Origin of the sequence: Streptomyces sp. NPDC051569 (genome assembly GCF_044454085.1) — a bacterium.
Taxonomy (GTDB): Bacteria; Actinomycetota; Actinomycetes; order Streptomycetales; family Streptomycetaceae; genus Streptomyces.
In genome coordinates, this window is record NZ_JBITDJ010000001.1 from 373,079 (window position 1) to 390,821 (window position 17,743).

15 protein-coding genes are annotated in these 17,743 nt (G+C 69.3%); 4 read left to right on the forward strand and 11 right to left on the reverse strand.

Annotation, left to right across the window (positions count from 1 at the left end):
- Positions 1-31: 31 nt before the first annotated feature.
- Both ACIBAE_RS01625 and ACIBAE_RS01630 read right to left on the reverse strand, forming a co-directional pair.
- Positions 32-574 carry a class IV adenylate cyclase gene (locus ACIBAE_RS01625; RefSeq protein WP_399281730.1) on the reverse strand — a complete coding sequence of 181 codons (543 nt, stop codon included), beginning with the start codon at positions 572-574 and terminating at the stop codon, positions 32-34.
- A complete protein-coding gene (locus tag ACIBAE_RS01630; protein WP_399281731.1) occupies positions 562-960 on the reverse strand; it encodes an ATP-binding protein in 399 nt (132 codons plus the stop codon). Before ACIBAE_RS01630 ends, ACIBAE_RS01625 begins: the two co-directional genes overlap by 13 nt.
- Before the next feature lie 231 nt (positions 961-1,191).
- Between ACIBAE_RS01630 and ACIBAE_RS01635 the strand changes: the two genes are divergently transcribed.
- The 3 genes from ACIBAE_RS01635 to ACIBAE_RS01645 are packed head-to-tail and all read left to right on the forward strand — an operon-like array spanning position 1,192 to position 3,790.
- Positions 1,192-2,619: a helix-turn-helix domain-containing protein gene (locus ACIBAE_RS01635; RefSeq protein ID WP_399281733.1), complete on the forward strand. Its 1,428-nt coding sequence runs from the start codon at positions 1,192-1,194 to the stop codon at positions 2,617-2,619.
- 32 nt (positions 2,620-2,651) lie between these two features.
- The gene (locus tag ACIBAE_RS01640) at positions 2,652-3,335 is read left to right on the forward strand and encodes a RibD family protein (protein WP_399281734.1); all 684 of its coding nucleotides are present in this window, start codon (positions 2,652-2,654) and stop codon (positions 3,333-3,335) included.
- Positions 3,332-3,790 (forward strand): deaminase, encoded by a 459-nt coding sequence (locus ACIBAE_RS01645; protein ID WP_399281735.1) that lies wholly within the window; start codon positions 3,332-3,334, stop codon positions 3,788-3,790. The genes ACIBAE_RS01640 and ACIBAE_RS01645 overlap by 4 nt, the downstream gene beginning before the upstream one ends.
- 149 nt (positions 3,791-3,939) lie before the next feature.
- Here the strand turns inward: ACIBAE_RS01645 and pyk are convergent, their stop codons facing one another.
- From pyk to pta, 3 genes are all read right to left on the reverse strand, one after another.
- Positions 3,940-5,367 carry a pyruvate kinase gene (gene pyk, locus ACIBAE_RS01650; protein WP_399281736.1) on the reverse strand — a complete coding sequence of 476 codons (1,428 nt, stop codon included), beginning with the start codon at positions 5,365-5,367 and terminating at the stop codon, positions 3,940-3,942.
- Positions 5,368-5,441: 74 nt separating this feature from the next.
- Complete coding sequence (locus ACIBAE_RS01655; RefSeq protein WP_399281991.1) at positions 5,442-6,776, reverse strand: acetate kinase; 1,335 nt, start codon at positions 6,774-6,776, stop codon at positions 5,442-5,444.
- 32 nt (positions 6,777-6,808) lie between these two features.
- Positions 6,809-8,884, reverse strand: a complete 2,076-nt coding sequence (gene pta, locus ACIBAE_RS01660) for a phosphate acetyltransferase (RefSeq protein WP_399281737.1) — start codon at positions 8,882-8,884, stop codon at positions 6,809-6,811.
- 351 nt (positions 8,885-9,235) lie between these two features.
- On the opposite strand from pta, the gene ACIBAE_RS01665 reads away from it, so the two are divergent.
- Complete coding sequence (locus ACIBAE_RS01665; RefSeq protein ID WP_399281738.1) at positions 9,236-10,261, forward strand: ATP-dependent 6-phosphofructokinase; 1,026 nt, start codon at positions 9,236-9,238, stop codon at positions 10,259-10,261.
- 169 nt (positions 10,262-10,430) lie between these two features.
- Here ACIBAE_RS01665 and ACIBAE_RS01670 read toward each other — a convergent pair whose 3' ends face one another.
- From ACIBAE_RS01670 to ACIBAE_RS01695, 6 genes are all read right to left on the reverse strand, one after another.
- Positions 10,431-11,762, reverse strand: coding sequence for an ABC transporter substrate-binding protein (locus ACIBAE_RS01670; protein ID WP_399281993.1), 1,332 nt, complete (start codon positions 11,760-11,762; stop codon positions 10,431-10,433).
- A 227-nt stretch (positions 11,763-11,989) separates the two neighbouring features.
- The gene (locus tag ACIBAE_RS01675) at positions 11,990-12,814 is read right to left on the reverse strand and encodes a carbohydrate ABC transporter permease (RefSeq protein WP_399281739.1); all 825 of its coding nucleotides are present in this window, start codon (positions 12,812-12,814) and stop codon (positions 11,990-11,992) included.
- Complete coding sequence (locus ACIBAE_RS01680) at positions 12,814-13,779, reverse strand: carbohydrate ABC transporter permease (protein WP_399281740.1); 966 nt, start codon at positions 13,777-13,779, stop codon at positions 12,814-12,816. The genes ACIBAE_RS01675 and ACIBAE_RS01680 overlap by 1 nt, the downstream gene beginning before the upstream one ends.
- Entirely contained in the window at positions 13,776-15,128 is a 1,353-nt protein-coding gene (locus ACIBAE_RS01685) for an extracellular solute-binding protein (protein ID WP_399281741.1), read from the reverse strand. The genes ACIBAE_RS01680 and ACIBAE_RS01685 overlap by 4 nt, the downstream gene beginning before the upstream one ends.
- Before the next feature lie 186 nt (positions 15,129-15,314).
- The gene (locus ACIBAE_RS01690) at positions 15,315-15,998 is read right to left on the reverse strand and encodes a response regulator (protein WP_399281742.1); all 684 of its coding nucleotides are present in this window, start codon (positions 15,996-15,998) and stop codon (positions 15,315-15,317) included.
- On the reverse strand, positions 15,995-17,620 hold the full coding sequence (locus ACIBAE_RS01695) for an ATP-binding protein (RefSeq protein ID WP_399281743.1): 1,626 nt from the start codon (positions 17,618-17,620) through the stop codon (positions 15,995-15,997). Before ACIBAE_RS01695 ends, ACIBAE_RS01690 begins: the two co-directional genes overlap by 4 nt.
- Positions 17,621-17,743 lie beyond the last annotated feature (123 nt).

Genomic DNA, 17,743 nt, shown 5'->3' on the forward strand with positions numbered 1-17,743 from the left:
GCGTGGCGCCGCTTTCTGGCTCCGGGGTGGATCAGGACAGGAATCGCAGTTCGGCGATGCTCTCCAGGTCGATGCCGTAACGGGCATAGACAGCCCTGGTGTTCTCGCTCGTCAGCTCCTCCTGAGTGATGGAGAGCCGCTCGGACGCTTCCCACACCTGCTCGGGGCTGTCACCCTCGATCTCCAGGTAGGGCGGGATCCCCGGCCAGGAATCGATCTCCAGGCGGACACCGTCCAGCAGCCAGGAGGAGCGCCGGTTCTCCTGATAAGCCTTGGCGCGGAAGCCGAGTTGGCCGAGCAGAGCGTGGGTGGTGTCGAAGTCACCGACGGTGACCTCGGTTTCGAGCGTGCCGTCGATCGCGTCGGAGGTGATCTCCTTGACACACAAGGTCACCTCGGCCCCGGTGTCGCGCAGCCGGATCCAGCGCCCGGCCCGGCCGGTGACGATGTCGTACACGTACCGGCGCATTACCCGGTCCGCCACGTGAACCCCTCCCGCGCCGGTGATGCGTTCCGCCATCGCACTCGGGTCGATGTCCAGTACCTTCGCTTCGAATTCCGTCAGCGCGGCCACGCCGCCTCCTTGTCGGTGGTCAGAGTCAGCCGGGCCCACACCGTTTTGCCGCCCTCCGGGCGGAGGCGGTGGCCGAAGTCGTCGGCGAGGGCGGCGACGAGGTGGAGTCCTCGGCCGTGTTCGTCGTCGGGCGTCGGCGAAGCCGGCCGGGGAGGGACGGTGAGCGGATCGGACACCTCGATCAGGCAGGCGTTGCCGTTCACGGTCACCTGGACCTCGAAGCGTTCGCCCGGGACGCGGGCGTGCTCGACGGCGTTCGTGGCCATTTCGCCGCAGATCAGCACGGCGGTCGCCGTGTCGTCCTCCGCGCACCCCCAGCCGGTCATGGCGCGCTCGATCTGCCGGCGGACGAGCCATACGCACTTCGCGTACGGCGTGAACTCCATGTGCCAGGTCAGCGCGAGGGCTGGAGGCGGAGGTGCGGTTCGTGGTGCTCGGGTGGTGGCTTCTGGTGGCATTGCTCCCCCTGGGTGGGAAACCCCGGCGATCGCCGCTCGTTGCGGTGTGTACTGGGTACGGAACGTCGTGGAACCATTCAGGCCCACGGCGGTATCCGTCCGGTAGTCCGGCATGTGGACGACAGTGGGTGTCCACATCGATGGCCGAAGGGGGATCGGATGCCGCAGCCGCCCAAGCCCTTGGAACCGGGCCGGTCCGACCGGGACTGGTTCGGCGCCGAGTTACGCCACTGGCGCACCCGGCACGCCCTCACCCAGGATGAGCTGGGCGCCTCCGTGCACGTCAGCGGCGATCTCATCGCGAAGATCGAGAAGGCGGTACGGCGCTGCACGCCCGAGCTCGCGGAGGTCCTGGACGCGCGGTTGAGGACGGGCGGTGTGCTGGCCCGCGCGCTGGTGCGGGTCATGGCGGAAGCGGACAGTCGTACGGCCGATGCGGACAACCGCGGTGTCGATGCGGACAGTTCCGCCGGAGCGGGCCGACATGGTGATCCGCCGGAGCGGAGTGCGGCCATGCTGGACGAGGCCGGCGACCGGGAGATCCGCGTCCCGTGCCGTACCGCCGACGGGAGGATCATCTTCGTGACGATGCCGCGCCGAGCACTCCTGCGTGGAGGGCTCACCGGAGCCGCGCTGCTCGCCCCCGGCGGCGCCGCCCTGACGGGGATCGGCGCCGCCGCCTGCGGTGCGTACGTCCCTGATACCCATCCCGTCCAGCACCTTCAGCAGCTCCGCCGCGCCTTGGTCGAGTGCGACAACCTTCTCGGCTCCGGTCACGTGATCGGGACCGTGCGCGATCACATCGCCCTCATCCAGCGCCTGCGCGCGGACACCTCCGGCGCCGACCGCCGGGCTCTGCTCCAAGTGCAGGCGGAATACGCCGAGTTCTGCGGCTGGCTCCACCAGGACGCGGGAGACCACCGCGCGGCCCAGTACTGGACGGACCGCGCCCTGGACTGGTCCCACGCGAGCGGCGGCCGGGAGCTGGTCACGTACGTCATGGTGCGTAAGGCACATCTGGCAGGAGACATCGGCGACCGCGCGGAAGCGCTCGATCTGGCCGACGCCGCACAGGTCATGGCGCCTCCGCACGGTCGCCTCCAGGCGATGAGCGCCATGTACGGAGCACACGGCCACGCACTGTACGGTGACAGCGGGGCTTGCCGACGTGCGTACGACATGGTTCTGAACCTCGTCAGCGAGCTGCACGACGAGGCCGGCCGCCGGGGCGGTTGGCTGGACACGACTTATGTCCAGGCTCAGCGGGCCCATTCGCTGTCCGCCCTCGGCGACCACAGCGCCGCCGCCGAAGGATTCGCGCAGGCCATCCGCTCCCTTCCGCCGTACTACCGGCGGGACCGGGGTGTGTACCTCTCCCGCGCCGCAGTCGCCCATGTCCGGGCAGAAGAGCCCGAACAGGCCGTGGAAAACGGCCTCCAGGCCCTGCCCATCGCGGCGCAGACCGGGTCGGCGAGGATCTTCAACGAGCTGTCAGTGCTGGACGCAGAGCTGGGGCGTTGGCAAACCAGCCCGGAGGTGGTCGAATTCCGGGCAGCTCTCGACAGCATCGTGACCCATCAAGCCTGACCGAGTCTCACAAAGGAACGGACGAAGCATCCATGGCCGAGCGCCCGTACGTCCTGCTCAGCGTCGCCACGTCCATCGACGGCCACATCGACGACACCTCGGCCGAGCGACTGCTGCTGTCCAACTCCGAGGACTTCGACCGGGTCGATCAGGTACGCGCCGAGTCCGATGCCATCCTCATCGGCGGCAACACCCTGCGCCGGGACAATCCGCGCCTGCTGGTGAACGACCCCGAACGCCGTGCGGCCCGCCTGGCGGCGGGGAAGTCCGAGTACCCCCTGAAGGTCACCCTCACCGCCGCCGGCTACCTGGACCCCGAGTTGAAGTTCTGGCACCACGGTGATCAGAAGGTCGTCTACACCACGGCCGCCGCCGCGCCGAAGCTCCGCGAGACTCTCGATGGCCTGGCCGAGGTCGTCAGCACCGGCCCGGAAGTGGACTTCGGCCTCCTGCTGGACGATCTCGCCGCTCGTGGGGTCCGGCGGTTGATGGTCGAGGGCGGCGGAACCATCCATACCCAGTTCCTCTCGCAGGGACTGGCCGACGAAGTCCAACTGGCCATAGCTCCGCTGCTGGTCGGCCAGTCCGAGGCGCCACGATTTCTCAACCCGGCCGCCTATCCCGGCGGCTCCACCCGCCGTATGACTCTCCTGGAGACGCGCGCCGTCGGCGATGTCGTTCTCCTCCGTTACGCGCCCAAGGAGGCAACCCCGTGACCGTCGACCCCGCCCAGGACCACGCGTGGCTGGCCCGTGCAGTCGAGCTGGCCACCAACTGCCCGCCCAGCGAGGCGGCGTTCAATGTCGGAGCCATCATTGTGGGGGCCGACGGCGAGGAGATCAGCCGTGGCTTCAGCCGGGAGAGCGACCCGCACGTCCACGCCGAGGAATCCGCTCTCGCCAAGCTCGCGGAGGCCGACCCCCGCCTGACCGGCGCCACTCTCTACAGTTCTCTGGAGCCCTGCTCCGAACGCCGATCCCGGCCCCGTACGTGCAGCCAATTGATCCTTCATGCCGGCATTCCGCGCGTCGTCGTCGCCTGGCGGGAGCCCGACCTGTTCGTCACCGGCTGCCAGGGGATCGAGTTGCTGGCACAGGCCGGCGTCGAGGTCGTGGAGATTCCGGCACTGGCGGAAGCCGCGCAAGCTGCCAACGCGCACCTGGCGATCTAGGGTCTTCACGGCAACCTCTGTCCCGCCGCGACATCAGCCCGCGTGCTCGCCGTATCGGGAATCGCTGCGGGCCAGGGCAAGAACGCGCCGCACAGCACGTCGGCCCGCCGGGGGTCCCGGCGGGCCGACGTGGCGAAGCGAGAAGCGCGTCAGGCGTTCGTGCCGCCCAGGTGGTGGACCCGGACCATGTTCGTCGTGCCGGGGACGCCGGGGGGCGAGCCCGCCGTGATGACCATCGTGTCGCCCTCGTTGTAGCGGTGGAGCTTCAGCAGCTCCGCGTCGACGATGTCGACCATCGCGTCCGTGGTGTCCACGTGCGGGGCCACGAAGGACTCCACGCCCCAGCTCAGCGCGAGCTGGTTGCGGGTCGTCTCGTCCGTCGTGAAGGCCAGGATCGGCTGGGCCGCGCGGTAGCGGGACAGCCGGCGGGCCGTGTCACCGGACTTGGTGAAGGCGACCAGGGCCTTGCCGTCCAGGAAGTCCGCGATCTCGGCGGCGGCGCGGGCCACCGCACCACCCTGCGTGCGGGGCTTCTTGCCCGGGACCAGCGGCTGGAGGCCCTTGGAGAGCAGCTCCTCCTCCGCCGCGACCACGATCTTCGACATGGTCTTGACCGTCTCGATCGGGTACGCGCCCACCGAGGACTCGGCGGAGAGCATGACCGCGTCCGCGCCGTCGAGGATCGCGTTGGCGACGTCGGACGCCTCGGCGCGGGTCGGGCGGGAGTTGGTGATCATCGACTCCATCATCTGGGTCGCGACGATCACCGGCTTGGCGTTGCGGCGGCACAGCTCGATGAGCCGCTTCTGCACCATGGGGACCTTTTCGAGCGGGTACTCGACGGCCAGGTCACCACGGGCGACCATGACGCTGTCGAACGCCGCGACGACGGACTCCATGTTCTCGACCGCCTGCGGCTTCTCCACTTTGGCGATGACGGGGACCCGGCGGCCCTCCTCGTCCATGATCTTGTGGACGTCCAGCACGTCGTCCGCGTTCCGGACGAAGGAGAGCGCGACCATGTCGCAGCCCATCCGCAGACCGAAGCGCAGGTCGTCGATGTCCTTCTCGGACAGCGCCGGGACGTTCACCGCCGCGCCGGGCAGGTTGATGCCCTTGTGGTCGGAGATGACGCCGCCCTCGATGACGATCGACTTGACCCGGGGGCCCTCGACCTCCACCACGCGCAGCTCGACGTTGCCGTCGTTGATCAGGATCTGGTCGCCCTTGGTGACATCGCCGGGCAGACCCTTGTACGTGGTGCCGCAGATGGACTTGTCGCCCGGGACGTCCTCGGTCGTGATGGTGAACTCGTCACCGCGGACCAGTTCGACCGGTCCCTCGGCGAAGGTCTCCAGGCGGATCTTGGGGCCCTGGAGGTCGATGAGGACACCCACGGCGCGGCCGGTGTCCTTCGCCGCCTCGCGGACGCGCTGATAGCGCCCCTCGTGCTCCGAGTGGCTCCCGTGGCTCATGTTCAGACGGGCCACGTTCATACCGGCCTCGATGAGCGACTTCAGTTGCTCGTACGAGTCGACGGCGGGACCCAGGGTACAGACGATTTTGGAACGGCGCATGAGGCGGATCCTATCGGTTTGTTTCGACGCGGAATATTCCGCCTGGTGGAAAGTACAAATGGGCGAGGGGCCGCTCAGGCGTCGAGTGTTCGATTATCACTGACCAGTGCGAACGTCTGCTGCGCGATCTCCAGCTCCTCGTCGGTCGGCACCACGGCCACCACGACCCGGGCACTGTCCGGGGAGATGATCCGCGGCTCACCGGAACGTACGGCGTTGCGGCCGGCGTCCACCGCCAGGCCCAGCTGCTCCAGACCTGCGACGGAAGCTTCCCGCACCTCCGCCGCGTTCTCCCCCACACCCGCCGTGAAGACGACCGCGTCCACCCGCCCGAGTACCGCGCTGTAGGCGCCGATGTACTTCTTCAGCCGGTGGATGTACACGTCGAAAGCGAGCTTCGCCCGCTCGTCGCCCTCCTCGACCCGACGGCGGATCTCCCGCATGTCGTTGTCCCCGGAGAGGCCGACCAGACCGCTTTTCTTGTTGAGAAGTTCATCGATCTCGTCGACGGACATGCCGGCCACCCGCTTGAGGTGGAAGATGACCGCCGGGTCGATGTCGCCGGAGCGCGTGCCCATCACCAGGCCCTCCAGGGGGGTCAGCCCCATCGAGGTGTCCACGCAGCGGCCGCCAGCCACGGCCGACGCCGACGCGCCGTTGCCGAGGTGCAGCACGATCACGTTGACCTCGGACGGGTCCTTGCCCAGCAGCTCGGCCGTCTTCCGGGAGACGTAGGCGTGCGACGTGCCGTGGAAGCCGTACCGGCGGATGCGGTGCGCGTCGGCCGTCTCCACGTCGATCGCGTAGCGGGCCGCGTACTCCGGCATCGTCGTGTGGAACGCGGTGTCGAAGACGGCGACCTGCGGCAGGTCCGGGCGCAGCGACCGCGCCGTACGGATCCCGGTCAGGTTCGCCGGGTTGTGCAGCGGCGCCACCGGCACCAGCCGCTCGATCTCCGCCATGACGTCCTCGTCGATGACCGTCGGCACGGTGAAGCGCAGACCGCCGTGGACGACCCGGTGGCCGATCGCCGCCAGTTCGGGGGAGTCGAGCCCGAGCCCGTCCCGCGCCAGCTCCTCGGCGACCGCCTCCAGTGCCGCCGCGTGGTCGGCGATCCTGCCCGTACGTTCCCGCTTGCCCGCGCCGTCGCCCGCCGGCGGGGTGTGCAGCGGGGTGTGTACCAGCCGGGAGTTCTCCTCACCGATGCGCTCGACCAGACCGGCGGCGAGCCGCGAGCTGTCCCGCATGTCCAGCAGCTGGTACTTCACCGACGAGGAACCGGAGTTGAGGACGAGGACACGGGTGGCACGGGTGGCATGGGTGGTCACGGATCGGGCGCCTTCTGTGGGGACGGTGGTCGGTACGGCGGTGGCCGGTACTGCGGTGGTCGGTACGGCGGTGGCCCGCATGACGCCGGCCGGCACGGCGGGAAGAGTCCCGGTCATGCGGTCTCGCCCTGTGCCTGGATCGCCGTGATGGCCACCGTGTTGACGATGTCCTGCACCAGCGCGCCGCGCGACAGGTCGTTGACCGGCTTGCGCAGCCCCTGGAGCACCGGGCCCACGGCCACGGCCCCGGCCGAGCGCTGCACCGCCTTGTACGTGTTGTTGCCGGTGTTCAGGTCGGGGAAGATCAGCACCGACGCCTGTCCCGCCACCTCCGACTCCGGCAGCTTCGTCGCGGCGACCGACGGCTCCACCGCCGCGTCGTACTGGATCGGGCCCTCGATCCGCAGGTCGGGCCGCTCCCCGCGCACCAGCTTGGTGGCCTCGCGTACCTTGTCGACGTCCGCGCCCGAGCCCGACGTGCCGGTCGAGTACGAGAGCATCGCGATCCGCGGCTCCACCCCGAACCGGGCGGCCGTGGCCGCCGACTGGACGGCGATGTCCGCGAGCTGCTCCGCGTTCGGGTCCGGGTTCACCGCGCAGTCGCCGTACACCAGCACCCGGTCGGCGAGGCACATGAAGAAGACCGAGGAGACGATCGAAGCGTCCGGCTTGGTCTTGATGATCTCGAAGGCGGGGCGGATCGTCGCGGCCGTCGAGTGCACCGCGCCCGACACCATGCCGTGGGCCAGGCCCTCCTGCACCATCAGCGTGCCGAAGTAGTTCACGTCCGCCACCACGTCGTACGCCAGCTCCACGGTGACACCCTTGTGCGCGCGCAGCTGTGCGTACCGCTCGGCGAAGCCCTGACGCAGCTCGGAGGTGACCGGATCGATCAGCTGCGCCGGGCCGAGATCGATGCCGAGGTCGGCGGCCTTCTTGCGGATCGCGTCGGGGTCCCCGAGGAGGGTGAGATCGCAGATGTCACGGCGCAGGATGACGTCGGCGGCGCGCAGGACCCGCTCCTCGGCTCCCTCGGGGAGGACGACCCGGCGGCGGTGGGCACGCGCCTGTTCCAGCAGCTCGTGCTCGAACATCATCGGTGTCACCCGGCCGCTGCGCGCCACCGACATCCGGGCCAGCAGGTCCGTGGTGTCGACATGGCGCTCGAACAGGCCCAGCGCCATCTCCGCCTTGCGCGGGGTGGCGGCGTTCAACTTCCCTTCCAGCCGGAAGAGTTCCGCCGCGGTGGGGAAGGATCCGCCGGCCACCGAGACGACCGGGGTGCCGGGCGCGAGCCGGGAGGCCAGGGTCAGGATGGCGTCGCCGGGCCGCTCGTCGAGCGTGAGCAGAATGCCGGCGATGGGGGGTGTGCCCGCCGAGTGCGCCGCGAGGGCGCCCACCACCAGATCGGCGCGGTCGCCGGGGGTGACCACCATGCAGCCGGGGGTCAGCGCGCCGAGGAAGTTCGGCAGCAGCGCCCCGCCGAAGACGAAGTCCAGCGCGTCCCTGGCCAGGCCAGAATCGTCCCCGAGCAGCACCGTGGCCCCCAGCGCCTGGGTCACCTGGGCGACGGTCGGGGCGGCGAGGGCCGGCTCGTCCGGCAGGACGTAGCAGGGCACCGGCAGCCGTGCCGTGAGCCGGTCGGCGATCGCCTCGCGGTCCTCGGCGGCGACCCGGTTCACCACGACGGCCAGGACGTGGCACCCCAGGACGTCGTACGCGCGGTGCGCGTTGCGCGCCTCGGCCCGTACGGACTCGGCCGTCTGGTCCTTGCCGCCCACCACGGCTATGACGGACGCGCCGAATTCGTTCGCGAGCCGGGCGTTGAGCGAGAGCTCGTCGGGCAGCTGGGTCTCGGCGAAGTCGGTGCCGAGGACGAGGACGACCTCGTAGTCCCGCGCCACCTGGTGGAAGCGCTCGACCAGCTGCGAGACCAGCTCGTCCGTTCCCTGCTCGGCCTGGAGCGCGGACGCCTCGTGGTAGTCGAGCCCGTAGACCGTGGCCGGGTCCTGTGACAGCCGGTAGCGGACACGCAACAGTTCGAAGAGGCGGTCCGGGCCGTCATGGACGAGCGGACGGAAGACCCCCACCCGGTCCACCTGGCGGGTCAGGAGTTCCATGACTCCCAGCTCCACGACCTGCCGGCCGTCGCCGCGGTCGATCCCGGTCACGTACACGCTGCGCGTCACGCGTGTTCTCCCGTCCATGCTTGTGGGACGTCCCTCGCGCCGGTGGGTGAGTCCCCCGCGCCCGTGGAATGTCCCGGGTCGTGTGACACATTTCCGTCAGGGTGGCAGTGTCCTCTTGACAATACCTCTGTGGATGGTTACGGCGGCTGTGAGGTATCTCCGGTGGGCCCCTGGGCGGCGGGCGGCCCGTGACGGCTCGCAGCCCCGGCCCAGGTCCCCTGTCCCGCGGAACGGACAGGGGGGCACACGGCCGTGGCCGACCATGGGAGGATCGGACACGGCTCATGTGTGGGCGGCCGACGGCCCGCCTTCCGGAGAAGCACGGCACTAGCGAGCAGGAGACACAGCACGATGCGTATCGGAGTTCTCACCGCAGGCGGCGACTGTCCTGGCCTGAACGCAGTGATCCGGTCGGTCGTGCACCGGGCTCTGACCGGCTACGGGGACGAAGTCATCGGCTTCGAGGACGGATTCAAGGGTCTGCTCGACGGGCACTTCCGCGAACTGGACCTCAACGCTGTCAGCGGCATCCTCGCCCGGGGCGGTACGATCCTCGGCTCGGCCCGGCTGGAGCGCGGCCGGCTGCGTGAAGCGGCCGAGAACTGCGCCGAGTTGGCCCACCGTTACGGCATCGACGCGCTCATCCCGATCGGCGGCGAAGGCACGCTGACCGCGGCCCGGCTGCTCTCCGACGCGGGGATGCCCGTCGTGGGTGTGCCGAAGACCATCGACAACGACATCTACTCCACCGACCGTACGTTCGGGTTCGACACCGCCGTCACCGTCGCCACCGAGGCCATCGACCGCCTCAAGACCACCGCCGAATCCCACCAGCGGGTGATGGTCGTCGAGGTCATGGGCCGGCACGCGGGCTGGATCGCGCTGGAGTCCGGCATGGCCGGCGGTGCCCACGGCATCTGCCTGCCTGAGCGGCCCTTCGAGGTCGACAGTCTGGTGAAGATGGTCGAGGCGCGTTTCTCGCGCGGCAAGAAGTTCGCGGTCATCTGCGTCGCCGAGGGCGCGCACCCGGTGCAGGGCACGATGGAGTACGGCAAGGGCGAGATCGACCAGTTCGGGCACGAGCGCTTCCGGGGCATCGGCAACGTACTCGCCGCGGAGCTGGAGCGGCGGCTCGGCAAGGAGGCCAGGCCGGTCATCCTCGGTCACGTCCAGCGCGGTGGCACCCCCACGGCGTACGACAGGGTGCTCGCGACCCGCTTCGGCTGGCACGCGGTGGAGGCGGTGCACCGCCAGGAGTTCGGCCGGATGACGGCGCTGCGCGGCACGGCGGTCGAGATGGTGCCGCTCGCGGAGGCGGTCACCCAGCTCAAGACGGTCCCGGAGGACCGGATGCACGAGGCCGAGTCGGTCTTCTGACGGCCCGTCGGCCGCGAGTGACGGCAGGGGCACGGGCAGGGCGAGGGCCCCGGGTGCGGTCGCGGAATCCACGGCCGTACCCGGGGCCCTCGCCGTCCTGCGTGGTCGCCGTCCTGCGTGGTCGCCGTCCTGCGCGGTTACCTTCCGGCCCGTTCACGCTCCGGCCCGGTCACCCTCCCGCGCCCGCGTCGGCGACGATGGTCTTCAGCTGCTCGTCGTAGTCCCGTGCCGCCCGCGCCGGGGTGCTGTCACCCGTCGTCACCTTCTCCATCGCCTCGCCGATCGCCGTCGAGACCTGCGGATAGACGGGCAGTGCGGGCCGGTAGTGGGTGTACTGGACGAGCCCGGTGAAGAAGGTGATGCCCGGCATCGACTTCAGATACCGGGGATCGGCCGCCACGTCCTTGCGTACGGCGATCTGCGCGTCGACGACGTCCCACTCGACGGCGTTCTCCTTCGTCTGCAGCGTCTCGATGAACTCCCAGGCCAGATCAGGGTTCTTGGATTTGGCGGGGATCGCCCAGGTCCAGCCGCCCGACATCGACACCGTGCCGGGCGCCTGCCCGTCCCGCGTCGGCATCGCCGCCTGCGCGAGATCCTTCGACCAGTCGGGCCACTGCCTCGGACCGTTGTTGATCCAGTTCTGGCCCATCCACGAGCCGTCCAGGGAGATCGCCAGCTTGCCCTCCGGGAACCACTGCGTGGCGACCGTCGAGCCGACGTTCGGATCGAGGGCGTCGGACACGTCGGGCCCGAGCTTCTCCCCGTACACCGTCCGGACAAAGCCCAGCGCGTCCTGGAAACCCTTGTCGCCCCCCACCCACTTCTTCGCGGAGGGGTCGTAGAGCGGGTCCTCGCCGGTGCCGTAGACCAGCATCTCGAAGCCCTGCATCACGGCGGCCTCGCCGGGGCCCTTGCCGGTGTAGACGTTCAGTGGGATGACGCCGGGCACCTTCCGCTTGATGACGCGGGCCGCGTCCAGCACCTCCGCCCAGGTCCTGGGCTGCCAGTCGGCCGGCAGTCCGGCCTTGGCGAAGATCTTCTTGTTGAACCACAGTCCACGGGTGTCGGTGCCGTCCGGCACGGCGTACGTCTTGCCGTCCTCGGCCTTCGCGGCCCCTTTCGCCGTGTCGACGAACTGGTCCCAGGTGTCCCACTTCGCCAGATAGCCGTCCAGCGGGCGCAGATATCCGGCCTTGATGTCGGCATTGATACGGAACGTGTCCTCGTAGACCAGGTCCGGCGCGGTCTTCGGGGACCGCATCATCTGCTCCGCCTTGGTGGCGTAGTCGTTGTCCGGCGCCTGGATCGGAAGGAGCTCGACCTTCTTGCCCGGGTGCTCCTTCTCGAACTGCTTCTTCACCGACTCCAGATAGCCGTCCTTGAAGCGGATCTTGCTGTCGGTGGAGCGGTTGTAGGCGACCCTGACGGTATCCGGGTCGCTGCCGGAACCGCTGCCGCACGCGGTGAGGGAACCGGCGGCCAGGACGGCGACGAGCATCAGTGGGGCGGTGGGGCGCACGGGTCGACGACCTCCTCTGAGCAGCGTGGGGGCTGCTGCCCGGTGACCGTAGGACCGCTCCGGGGCGAAGGTCAATCCCCTTGCACAGAAAGGACTTTGGGCTTGTGGAGGTCGTCGTCCTGAGGTATTTCGAGGAGTGGTGCGCGGCCCGCCCCGGCGTCCGGCGTTCACGGGGGGACGGGCTCACGCGACATCGACCGGCCGGTTCAGCCCTTGACCGCGCCACCCAGGGCGAAGCCGCCGCCCAGGCGGCGTGAGATGAGGATGTACAGGACCAGTACCGGCGCCGAGTAGAGGATCGAGAACGCCGCGAGCTGGCCGTAGATCACCGAGCCGTAGTTGCCGAAGAAGTTGAAGATCGAGACCGAGGCGGGCAGTTGCTCGGGGGTCAGCAGCAGCATGTACGGGACGAAGAAGTTCCCCCAGAGGTGGATGAACGTGTAGATCGTCACCACCGTCAGTCCCGGTCCCATCAGCGGCAGTACCACCCGGGTCAGGGCCTGGAAGTTCGAGGCCCCGTCCATCCAGGCCGCCTCCTCCAGGACCGTGGGCACCCCGTCCATGAAGTTCTTCATCAGCCATATGGAGAAGGGGAGTTGGGAGGTGGCCAGGAAGAGCGCCGTGCCGTACATCGTGTCCACGAGATTGACCTGCACGAACAGCCCGTACACCGGCACCATGATCGCGGTGATCGGCAGGCAGGTCGTGAAGAGGATCGTCAGCAGATACGGGCGGTTGAAACGCGACTTGTAACGCGAGAGCGGGTAGGCGGCCAGCGCCGCGCATACCACCGTCAGCAGGGTCGCACTGCCGCACAGCAGCAGGCTGTTGAGCATCGGCGTGAAGGTGATCTCGTCGGTGAGGACCGCGCTGAAGTTGTCCGTGGTCAGCGACGAGGGCATCCGCACGCGCAGATCGGCGCTGGTGTCGACCGAGGCGAGCACCAGCCAGATCAGCGGCACGGCGAAGGCGGCGGCGATCACCAGCAGAGAGGCATCCGACGCGAGGCGCGCCCGGACCTGACGATTCATCAGACTTCCACCTTCATCAGCCGCAGATAGACCAGCGAGAAGAGCGCGCCGACGATCAGCAGCAGCAGCGCGACCGCCGTGCCGTATCCCATCAGGCTCTTCAGGAACGCCTGGTCGTACATGAACACCGGCAGGGTCTGGCTGCGGTTGCCGGGACCGCCTCGTGTCATCGCCCAGATCAGCCCGAAGACGGAGAGCGTGGAGAGGGTGTTCAGCATCAGGTTCGTGCCGATCGAGCGGCGGATCATCGGCAGGGTGATGTGCCAGATCCGGCGCACTCCGTTCGCCCCGTCGACCTCCGCCGCCTCCGTGATCTCCTTCGGGATCTCCGAGAGGGCCGCCGAGTAGATCAGCATGGAGAAGGCTGTCCCGCGCCAGACGTTGGCGAACGACACCGCCAGGATGGGCAGCGTGAACAGCCAGTTCTGGGAGGGCAGATGGAGCCAGTCCAGGACGGCGTTCAGCGTTCCCTCGCGGCGGAAGAAGGCGTACAGCAGGAACGCCGCGACGATCTCGGGCAGCACCCAGGCGGCGATCACGAGTATGCCGGTGAGGGTGCGGACCGGCCGGGACGCGGTCCGCATCAGCCCGGCCAGCCCGAGCCCCAGGGTGTTCTGTCCGAGGATGGACGAGAGGATGGTGAAGACGATCGTCAGCCAGACGGCGTTGCGGAAGTTCTCGTCGGCGAAGGCCCGGCGGAAGTTCGCGAGGCCGACGAAGTCCACGGTCGACGAACCGGTCAACTGCATGTTGGTGAAGGCGATCCAGACGCAGTACACGATGGGGCCGCCCAGGAAGAGCAGCAGCAGGGCGGTCGCCGGGGCGAGCGGCAGCCAGCGCCACACCCGCCCCTGCTGACGTCCCGCCGCCCCGCCCGACGATGAGCCGGACGAGCCCCCCGGTGATCCGTCCGAGGACGCGCGGGCGCCGGATTCCGCCGGGGCCGCCGCGTTGAGCGCACTCATTCGGCGCCGCCCGCGTTGTCGACGATGTTCTTCAGCTGCTCGTCGTACCCCTTGGCGGCCTTCGCCGGCGAGCTGTCACCGGTGGTCACGCTCTCCATCGCCTCGCTGATCGCCGTCGAGACCTGCGGATAGACGGGCAGTGCGGGCCGGTAGTGGGTGTACTGGACGAGCCCGGTGAAGAAGGTGATGCCCGGCACCGACTTCAGGTAGCGGGGATCGGCCGCCACGTCCTTGCGTACGGCGATCTGCGCGTCGGCGACGGCCCACGTGGCAGCGTTGTCAGGGGTTTGCAGCGTCGTGATGAACTCCCAGGCCAGATCGGAGTTCTTGGACTTCGCCGGCATCGCCCAGGTCCAGCCGCCCGACATCGACACCTTGCCGGGCGCCTGCCCGTTCTGCGTCGGCATCGCGGCCTGCCCCAGCTCCGTGCTCCAGGCCGGCCATTCCTTCGCGGCGCCCTTGACCCAGTTCTGGCCCATCCACGACCCCTCCAGGGACATCGCGAGCTTGCCCTCCGGGAGCCATTCCGTGGCGACCTTCGTATTGATATTCGGGTCGAGGGCGTCGGTGACGTCGGGGCCGAGTTTCTCCCCGTACACCGTTTGGACGAAGCCCAGCGCGTCCTGGAAACCCTTGCTGCCCGAGACCCACTTCTTCGCGGAGGGGTTGTAGAGCGGGTCCTCGCCGGTGCCGTAGAGCAGCATCTCGAAGCCCTGCATCACCGCCCGCTCGCCCGCGCCCTTCCCGGTGTAGATGTTCATCGGGATGACGCCGGGGACCTTCCGCTTGATGAGGCGGGCCGCGTCCAGCACGTCTTCCCAGCTCGTGGGCTGCCAGTCGGCCGGCAGTCCGGCCTTGGCGAAGATCTTCTTGTTGAACCAGAGCCCGCGCGTGTCCGTGCCGTCCGGCACGGCGTACGTCTTGCCGTCCTCGGCCTTCGACGCCGCCTTCGCCGTGTCGTCGAACTGGCTCCAGGCGTCCCACTTCGCCAGATAGTCGTCCAGCGGGCGCAGATATCCGGCCTGGATATCGGAATTGATGCGGAAGGTGTCCTCGTAGACGAGATCCGGTGCGGTTTTCGGTGACCGCATCATCTGCTGCGCCTTGGTGGCGTAATCGTCATCCGAGGCCTGGATCGGAAGGAGCTCGACCTTCTTGCCGGGGTGCTCCTTCTCGAACTGCTTCTTGATGGATTCCAGATGCTTGTCCCGGAGACGGATCTGGTTATCGGTAGAGCGGTTGTAAGCCACCCTGAGGGTGTTCGGGTCACTGCCGGAACCGCTGCCGCACGCCGTGAGGGAACCGGCGGCAAGGGCGGCTACGAGGATCAGTGGGGCAGTCGGGCGCATCGTCGGAGACCTCCTCTGAGCAGCAGGGAAGCTGCCCGGCGACGTTAGGACCGGCCCAAGAGCAAGGTCAATCCTTGTGCACGGAAGAATTTCCGATCGACTATTGCGCTCACACCTTCTTCACGCTCCGGCCATATTCATGGAGAGAATTGCGTCCGAAAATGCACCCTGTGCAACGGTGCTTTTTCAGTGCGGCGTGCGAATCCAGCGGTATTGCAGCTCCGGGCGGCCGACCTGCCCGTACTGCGGGCTGCGCTCGGCTCTGCCATTTGTCACCAGATGTTCCAGGTAGCGCCGCGCCGTAATACGGGAGGCGCCGACCCGGAGCCCCGCCTCCGCCGCCGTCAGTCCCGTGGCGCACGAGCGCAGCGCGCGCGTCACCGCCTCCAGCGTCGGCGCGCTCAGCCCCTTCGGCAGCGAGGACGGCTGCGGAGCGCGCAGCGCGCCGAGTGCCCGGTCCACCTCCTCCTGACCGCTCGCCTCCCCGGCCGCCCCCCGGAACTCCGCGTACCGGACGAGCCGGTCGCGCAGCGTGGCGAAGGTGAAGGGCTTCAGGACGTACTGGACGACTCCGAGGGACACGCCCTCCCGCACCACCGTGAGATCGCGCGCCGAGGTGACGGCGATGACATCGGCCTGATGCCCGGCGGCCCGCAGGCCGCGCAGCAGCTGGAGGCCATGGCCGTCCGGGAGGTACAGGTCGAGGAGGATCAGGTCGACGCCCGTACGTTCCAGGACCCGGCCGGCCTCCGCGCGCGAGTGGGCGACGCCCACGACGGTGAAGCCGGGGACCCGGCCCACGTACAGCTCGTGGGCGTCGGCGGCGACCGGGTCGTCCTCGACGACGAGGACCCGGATGGCAGCGCTCACGGCCCGGCCTCCACGGCCGCGCCGCACGTCTCCGCCGAAGGCAGCCGTACGGTGAACTCCGCGCCGCCCCCGGGGCCCCGCGCCACCTCCACCGTCCCGCCGGCCCGGTGCACGGCCTGCCGGACCAGTGCCAGGCCGAGCCCGCGCCCAGGTCCCCGGGTCGACCAGCCGCGCCGGAACACCGCGTCCATGTCCCCGGGGTCGACCCCGGCCCCGGTGTCCCTCACGCCCAGGACCAGTTCGCCGCCGGAGACGAGCGCGGTGACGGTCACCCGGGCGGCGCCCGGGCCGTGGACGCCTCCCTGGGCGGCGTCCACCGCGTTGTCGATCAGGTTGCCCAGGATGGTCACCAGGTCGCGCGCCGGCAGCGCCCCGGGCAGGACCCCGTCGTCGATACGGCTGTCGTCGGCGAGCACCAGCTCCACCCCGCGCTCGTTCGCCTGCGCCGCCTTCCCTAGCAGCAGGGCCGCGAGCACCGGCTCGGCGACCGCGCCGACCACGCGGTCCGTGAGCGCCTGGGACAGCTCCAGTTCGGCCGTCGCGAACTCCACCGCCTCGTCCACCCGCCCCAGTTCGATCAGCGAGACCACGGTGTGCAGCCGGTTGGCCGCCTCGTGAGCCTGCGAGCGCAGCGCCTGGGTGAAACCCCGTTCCGAGTCCAACTCGCCTGACAGCGCCTGGAGTTCGGTGTGGTCGCGCAGGGTGATGACCGTGCCGCGCTGCTCACCGCCGACCACCGGACGGGTGTTGACCACCACGATCCGGTCGGCGGTCATGTGCACCTCGTCGACGCGCGGCTCCGACGCGAGCAGGGCGCCGACCAGCGAAGCGGGCAGCCCGAGTTCCGGGACCGGGCGGCCGACCGCGCAGTCGTCGAGGCCGAGGAGCTCCCGGCCGCCGTCGTTCATCAGGGCGATCCTGCGCTGCCCGTCGAGCATGAGCAACCCCTCGCGCACAGCGTGCAGAGCGGCCTCGTGGTAGTCGTGCATCCGGCTCAGTTCCGCCGCGTTCATGCCGTGCGTGTGCCGGCGCAGCCGCGCGTTGATCACGTACGTCCCCAGTCCGCCGAGCACCAGCGCCGCGCCCGCCGCCAGGGCGAGCACCCGCAGCTGCTCGGTGACCTGTGTGGAGATCCGGTCCACGGTGATCCCCACGCTGAGCAGCCCGACGATCCCGCCGTGCCCGTCCCTGACCGGCGTCACGGCCCGCACCGACGGGCCGAGCGTGCCGGTGTACGTCTCCGTGAAGGTGGCGCCGCGCAGCGCCGGGGCCGTGCGCCCCAGGAACGGCATCCCTATCTGCCGGGGATCCGGGTGTGTCCAGCGGATCCCCCGCGGGTTCATGATCGTGACGAAGTCGACCCCCGTGTCGACCCGTACCTTCTCCGCGTACGGCTGGAGCAGAGTCGTCGGGTGGTCCGTACGGATCGCCTCACGCACGGACGGCGAATCGGCCATCGCCCGTGCGGTGGCCTGAACCTGCCTGCGTGCGGTCTCGTTCGCCTGGGAACGGCTTGTGACGTACGTGAAGAGCGCGCACCCCGCCACCACGGCCGCCACCAGCACCACTTGCATCGCGAAGAGCTGGGCGGCGAGGCTGCGCGGGTGCGGTATGCGGGGCATGGTCCCAGTCTGCCTGGCCGGATTCGTATGAACTAAATGAACGTAAGGGTGACCGGCGTCACAGGCTGGTGGATAGTCGCCGGGACCCCTCGGGACAGGGACGGGGGGCTTGCAGGGACGAGT

Excerpts from the sequence above, each read along its gene's own strand:
- ACIBAE_RS01630 (WP_399281731.1), bottom strand. The coding sequence starts at position 960 with ATGGAGTTCACGCCGTACGCGAAGTGCGTATGGCTCGTCCGCCGGCAG.
- ACIBAE_RS01635 (WP_399281733.1), top strand. The coding sequence starts at position 1,192 with ATGCCGCAGCCGCCCAAGCCCTTGGAACCGGGCCGGTCCGACCGGGAC.
- ACIBAE_RS01640 (WP_399281734.1), top strand. The coding sequence starts at position 2,652 with ATGGCCGAGCGCCCGTACGTCCTGCTCAGCGTCGCCACGTCCATCGAC.
- pyk (WP_399281736.1), bottom strand. The coding sequence starts at position 5,367 with ATGCGCCGTTCCAAAATCGTCTGTACCCTGGGTCCCGCCGTCGACTCG.
- ACIBAE_RS01655 (WP_399281991.1), bottom strand. The coding sequence starts at position 6,776 with ATGCGGGCCACCGCCGTACCGACCACCGCAGTACCGGCCACCGCCGTA.
- ACIBAE_RS01665 (WP_399281738.1), top strand. The coding sequence starts at position 9,236 with ATGCGTATCGGAGTTCTCACCGCAGGCGGCGACTGTCCTGGCCTGAAC.
- ACIBAE_RS01670 (WP_399281993.1), bottom strand. The coding sequence starts at position 11,762 with ATGCTCGTCGCCGTCCTGGCCGCCGGTTCCCTCACCGCGTGCGGCAGC.
- ACIBAE_RS01675 (WP_399281739.1), bottom strand. The coding sequence starts at position 12,814 with ATGAATCGTCAGGTCCGGGCGCGCCTCGCGTCGGATGCCTCTCTGCTG.
- ACIBAE_RS01680 (WP_399281740.1), bottom strand. The coding sequence starts at position 13,779 with ATGAGTGCGCTCAACGCGGCGGCCCCGGCGGAATCCGGCGCCCGCGCG.
- ACIBAE_RS01685 (WP_399281741.1), bottom strand. The coding sequence starts at position 15,128 with ATGCGCCCGACTGCCCCACTGATCCTCGTAGCCGCCCTTGCCGCCGGT.
- ACIBAE_RS01695 (WP_399281743.1), bottom strand. The coding sequence starts at position 17,620 with ATGCCCCGCATACCGCACCCGCGCAGCCTCGCCGCCCAGCTCTTCGCG.